Source organism: Chthoniobacter sp. (genome assembly GCF_040003245.1).
In the GTDB taxonomy this organism is placed as follows: Bacteria; Verrucomicrobiota; Verrucomicrobiia; order Chthoniobacterales; family Chthoniobacteraceae; genus Chthoniobacter.
On the sequence record NZ_JBDUCX010000343.1, the window covers coordinates 1 to 5,518 of the forward strand.

A 5,518-nucleotide genomic window follows, 5' to 3' on the forward strand; every position below is an offset into this window, starting at 1 on the left:
CAACATCGCCCGCGCCAAAATCGCCGCAGTCGCGTGCGGCACCGCGTAATGCACATGCAGAATATCCAGCTCGCAATCCCGGCTCACTTCTTTTCCCGTCGGGCCGGATGGCAACACCGTCGTCCTGCACCGCCTGACGTCTTACAACAAGAAAGCCCTCTGGGACGGCGTGAAGGTGTGGTTCGAAGGTGGCCCGGCCGTCACCGGAGCGATTAATCCCGATGGTTCCTATGTGCAGAGTTTTCGCGCCAACGGTGGATCGACTTGGAAAATCTACGCGGAGAAGACTCCCAAGGAGAAAAAGGTGGCCATGGAATGGAGTTCGTTCGCGACGCCCATCGCACCCGACCCGACGACCTATGGTTACAAATGGAGCGAGCAATTCGTGAAGAAGGTCGAGGCGCCCAACGGCCCACGCGCGGTCCTGCCGGAATATTTTCACCTCCAGAATGACGGAGGAAAAGACCACTGGCTGGTCGCCAAGCCCGACGAGGTGCCGCCAAAATCGGGATTGGCCGAGCTGTCCTTTGATCGGCCCAAGGAAAAAGCGTCCGAGCCCTACGATACACCCGTGGCCCCCGACAGCGCTTTCAAGAAACCCGGTCCAGTCGCCGGCCCTTTCCAGGCGCATCTCGGCGACGGCAGCGTGGTGACTTATTATTGGTATCGCTTCGCGGATCAACCGGCGCTGCTCAATGCCGATCTGACCAAAGAGGAACGCGAGAAGCTACAGATCAAGGTGGAGAAACTGCATCGCACCTGGACGAAAGACCGCGACTATCTGGCGCCGCCCACGGTGGGCAAACTCGCGGACCTCGATCCCGCTCAACTCGTCACCCCGCCGAAGGGATTCGAAATCGGCTACGTGCCCATCGCCACGCGGCAGGAGCAGGACGCCTCGCGTTCCGCAAAGTAAAGCACCGCCCGCTGGTCGCCTGGCGTTTGTCGCTCCAGGTTTATTTTTCATTTTCACCGGAGAACCTATCAGCCGCACGGCATCGCCGTCTGTGGTTCTGCATTCCAGGCACTCCGGTCATTGGCAAATCGGCTCACCCCCGACTGGGTTCGACTCCCAAAACCAATCCGCGTCGGTGACCCCGCGCACTCGCGCAACCGCCACGCAGCTCTGCGCAGCCGGCCGATGGCCGCGCTGCCCGCTGCCGAGCCGTGGGCCACCGCCGCGGATCCCCACTTTCAACCTACAAACACACCCACATCCTATGACTTCCGATCAAATCCTCCTCTCCCTGCTCGCGGCCATTGTTGCCTTTGTCGTGACGATGGTCATCCGCTCGCACTACCGCCGCGAGTTCATCGTCAACGCCGGCTTCGCCGGTCTGCTCTATCACGAGGGCAAACTCGTCGAGACCCTCGCCGCCGGTCTGCATGTGCGCTGGGGCGTTAACTTCCGCCTCGCCTTCATCGACACGCGCCAGACGCTCCTCCAGGTCCCTGGCCAGGAAGTGCTCAGCTCCGACAATGTCGGCGTGAAAATCAGCGTCGTGCTCACCACGCAAATCGTCGATGCCGCCACGGCGGTGCAAGCCGTGGACAATCACGTGGGCCACATCTACAGCGCCACGCAAACGGCCGTCCGCACCGCGGTTGCCGGCGTGACTCTCGAGGCGCTGCTCGGCCAGCGCGTCGCCCTCGGCGCGCAACTCCGCGAGCTCATCGCGCCGCCAGCCGCGGCCATCGGCGTGCAAGTCCGCGCCGTCGAGGTGCGTGACGTGATGCTGCCGGGCGAACTGCGCAAAGCCTTCGGCGAAGCCCTCAAGGCCCGCCAGCAAGGCCAGGGCGCCCTCGAGCGGGCGCGCGGTGAGTCCGCCGCGCTGCGCCACCTCGCCAACGCGGCGCGCCTGCTCGAAAGCCATCCGTCGCTCGCGACACTGCGGTTTCTGCAGACGCTCGAGGCCTCCGACAGCCGCCAGACGTTCGTGATGAACGATCTCTCGGCGCTGCTCCCGACCTTTAAGACGCGCGCGGCCAACGCCGCGGACTCCGCGCCCGAAGAAACCTGAAGGCCAACCATTGTGAGGGGGACAAAGCCCCAGCGGAGCGATCGCTCCGCCGGGGTCACCCCTCTCATTTCACCAATCAATAACCCCACACCGAAAGGAGGTGATCCCTTTGACTAGTCGAGTTACTCCCGACCGTTTTCGCGCGAACCACGGGCCTCGCGCGGCCGGCAATACTTTCGCGCCCGCCCATTCATTCAATCCATCTTCTCATGTTAAAAACCCTGTCCATCACCACCGAACTCGACTTGCACGATGTCATGTCCGACATCGCCCTGCGGTTCGCCGAAACCTCCATCCACCGCATCCTCTTCGATATCGTCGACGCCGATGTGGACACGCTCGCGGAAACCTACCGCGACCGCATCTTCCGCGCCCGTCGCCGGGCCGCGCCCGATCGACTCCACTGGTCCACGCTGCTCCTGCGCTTTGGCGAAAACACCTTCGTCCTCGCGTTTGGCAACGGCCGCGAGTGGGGAGAAATCTTCGCTCCGACCGCGGAGGAGGCGACCGCGTTGCACACCGAGATCGCCGCCAAGCTGCAGGCCTCTCGCCCGGCCACCGCGCCGTTCTTCTACATGCTGCGCCACGACGATGTCTTTCTCACCGAGCGCGTCGAGCAATTGCCCGACGATCCCGGCGATGAATTCCTGCAGCTTTGCTACGGGCAGGACATCGATCTCTGGCTGGAGCAATTTGCCGCGCGCACGGGTGGCCGCCCTGGCGGACTCACCATCTTCGAAGGCCCGCCCGGCACCGGCAAGACGAGCCTCGTTTCCGTCATGATGCGCCGGCTCGAGAAGACCCACGTCTTCTATGTGCTCCACGCGGCGCAGGACGACACGCTCTCGAAACCCGAGCTCGTGACCTTCTGGCAGACCCAGAACAAGCGCCACCCCGATCGCATCAAGGTGATCGTGATCGAGGATGCCGAACGCCTGCTCTGGCCGCGCTGCGGCGATAATCGCGAGGCCGTCTCCGCGATCCTCAATATCGCCGACGGACTCGTCGGCCGCATGCTCCGGCTGCACATCATCTGCTCGGTGAATGCGCGACTCAACGAACTCGACCCGGCCATCATGCGCCCGGGCCGGCTCATGAATCAGCGCGCCTTCCGGCGCTTGCCGCGCCATGCCGCCCAGCGGCTCGCCGATCTGCGGGAGTTGCCCTTCCAGCCCGGCGAAGGCTGCGACGAGTTCGCGCTCGCCGAAGTGCTCAACCCGGGCGCCGCTCCGCAGCCGGTCAAGCCCCGCATCGGCTTCGAGCAGTAGCCGCCATCGCGCGCCAACCATTGGGGCAGCCCCGGTGGAGATCCATCTCCGCCGGGGTCAGGCCCACTCGTCAGGATCAACCCACCTCTCCACGCTCCATTCCACTCCCATGCAACTCACCCTTTCCCAATCCACCATCCGTTCCTTTCGTCCTTCCGATGCCGCTTCGCTCATGAAGCACGGCGGCACTTACAGCGTCGCCCGCAACATGAACAACATCCCCCATCCCTACACGCTCGAAGATGCGGAGCAGTGGATCGCCATCGCCAGCGGCGGCAACCCCGAGACGCGCTTTGCAATCACCGTCGATGATGAAGTGGTCGGCGGTATCGGGGTTACGCTCCCCGCTTCGGACCGATTCGGCGTCAGCATCCACTGCGCCGAGATCGGTTACTGGCTGGGTGAATCGCTCTGGGGTCGAGGCATCGTCTCTGAGGCCCTCGCCGCCCTCACCGAATGGGCCTTCACGGAACTCCGCGTTGTTCGGCTTCAAGCCGCTGTCTATGCGCGCAACCCTGCCTCCGCGCGCATCCTCGAAAAGGCCGGCTACGCATTCGAAGGCCGCCTCCGCGCCCGCTACTTCCGCGATGGTGAGTTCATCGACGGCCTGCAATACGCGATGGTGCGGCTGCCTGGCTAAAGCGGCTCAACTGAGCGGTAGTCTCATCAGGACAACGCACGTTTGGGCTGCGGCGGTGTCGCCTGTCCGCCAGGTGGTCGAAAAACATTGTCATCCTGAGCGAAGTCGAAAGCCGAGCGAAGCGAGACGCCTGCGGAAACATGGGGCAAACCTCCAATATCCTTCTTCTTCAGCAGTTTAATTTGAGATTGCGCACGCTGATCGATAACAGCGGTGCGCAAAATGCCAGAGGGGATATTGGAGGTCCTTCGGCAAGCTCAGGATGACAGGAGTTTGGACGCGCGCTGACCGCGCCGAATCCACCTCCGGCTCCACTTGAATCGGCCTACCTGCCGCCCCATCAACCAACCCACCCACGCGCCAGCCTGCCCATTCATCCGGGCAGGCTGGTTCGTTTTCACCACACCCACACCCATGTCCATCTCATCCATCCTGGGATATGGCGCGTTACTCTTCGGCTTGCTCCTCGCCGCCTTCGCGCGACCGGGAGCCCGCCGCCGCGCCGCCGCCCGCGAACGCCTGCGTCTCGAGCGTCTGCCCGACAGTACCACCCTCGCCGGCGTCCCTCTTCGCATCTTGCTCAGCGACCGCTCCGGCCCCGGCGGCCTGCTGAGAGATACGCTCATGACCCGCCCATCCACCCGCGATACGTAATCATCCACCAAAGAAAGGAGGTGCGTCATGCACCGCAATGAAGTCCACCAGCGCGTCCGCGACGCGCTTGCCCGAGTCGAGGCCGGGCACAATGTGCGCGTGCTCTTCGCCTGCGAAAGCGGCAGCCGCGCGTGGGGTTTTGCCTCGCGCGACAGCGACTACGACGTGCGCTTCCTCTACGTCCACCGGCGCGACTGGTATCTCTCCGTCGAGGACCGGCGCGACGTGATCGAGCGTCCGATCGCTGATGACCTCGACGTCAGCGGCTGGGAACTGCGCAAGGCGCTGCGGCTGCTTCGCAAGAGCAACCCGCCGCTGCTCGAGTGGCTCAAGTCGCCGGTCGTGTATCGCCACGACCCGGTATTTGCCGTCGAGTTCGGCGCGCTCGCGGCGGAGTTCTATTCGCCGCGACGCTGCTTCGCGCACTACCTGCACATGGCCCACGGCAACTGGCGCGATTACCTGCGCGGCCGCGAGGCGGTGAGCCTGAAGAAGTATCTCTACGTCTTCCGTCCGCTGCTCGCCTGCCGCTGGATCGAGCGCCAGCTCGGCCCGGTGCCGATGCTCTTCGCGCAACTCGTGGGGAGCGTGCTCGAAGAGGCCGAAGTGCGCGCCGCGCTCGACGCCCTCGTCGTGCGCAAGCAGGCCGGCGACGAACTCGCCGTTGCCCCGCCGGTCGAAGTGCTCATGCGCTTCCTCGAGGCGGAGCTGCCGCGGCTCGAAGCGCTTCACGAGCCCGACGAAACCGCCGGCGACGTGGAAGAGCTCAACCGCTTCTTCCGCCGCCATGCCCTCGTGGCGTGAGCCGCCCATCCGACACCGTCCGGAGCCCTGTGCTCCGGGCGGTGTCTTGGCGACTGCAAAAAATATGAACCTTCCTCCTCGCGTGTCATTCTGAGCGGAGTGTAACGGAGTCGAAGAACCCCGTCGCGCTA

7 protein-coding genes are annotated in these 5,518 nt (G+C 64.2%); 6 read left to right on the forward strand and 1 reads right to left on the reverse strand.

The window, feature by feature from the left end:
- The first annotated feature begins 169 nt into the window (after positions 1–169).
- The 4 genes from ABJF10_RS28920 to ABJF10_RS28935 all read left to right on the forward strand — a co-directional run bounded on the left by ABJF10_RS28920 (position 170) and on the right by ABJF10_RS28935 (position 3,929).
- Entirely contained in the window at positions 170–916 is a 747-nt protein-coding gene (locus ABJF10_RS28920) for a hypothetical protein (RefSeq protein WP_348548075.1), read from the forward strand.
- 304 nt (positions 917–1,220) lie between these two features.
- Entirely contained in the window at positions 1,221–2,021 is an 801-nt protein-coding gene (locus ABJF10_RS28925) for a slipin family protein (protein WP_348548076.1), read from the forward strand.
- Positions 2,022–2,230: 209 nt separating this feature from the next.
- Complete coding sequence (locus ABJF10_RS28930; RefSeq protein ID WP_348548077.1) at positions 2,231–3,289, forward strand: AAA family ATPase; 1,059 nt, start codon at positions 2,231–2,233, stop codon at positions 3,287–3,289.
- Positions 3,290–3,398: 109 nt separating this feature from the next.
- Positions 3,399–3,929, forward strand: a complete 531-nt coding sequence (locus ABJF10_RS28935; protein ID WP_348548078.1) for a GNAT family N-acetyltransferase — start codon at positions 3,399–3,401, stop codon at positions 3,927–3,929.
- 26 nt (positions 3,930–3,955) lie between these two features.
- On the opposite strand, the gene ABJF10_RS28940 is transcribed toward ABJF10_RS28935, so the two are convergent.
- Complete coding sequence (locus ABJF10_RS28940; protein WP_348548079.1) at positions 3,956–4,150, reverse strand: hypothetical protein; 195 nt, start codon at positions 4,148–4,150, stop codon at positions 3,956–3,958.
- Positions 4,151–4,343: 193 nt separating this feature from the next.
- On the opposite strand from ABJF10_RS28940, the gene ABJF10_RS28945 reads away from it, so the two are divergent.
- Both ABJF10_RS28945 and ABJF10_RS28950 read left to right on the forward strand, forming a co-directional pair.
- Entirely contained in the window at positions 4,344–4,583 is a 240-nt protein-coding gene (locus ABJF10_RS28945; protein WP_348548080.1) for a hypothetical protein, read from the forward strand.
- A 27-nt stretch (positions 4,584–4,610) separates the two neighbouring features.
- Positions 4,611–5,387: a nucleotidyltransferase domain-containing protein gene (locus tag ABJF10_RS28950; RefSeq protein ID WP_348548081.1), complete on the forward strand. Its 777-nt coding sequence runs from the start codon at positions 4,611–4,613 to the stop codon at positions 5,385–5,387.
- The last annotated feature ends 131 nt before the right edge of the window (positions 5,388–5,518 follow it).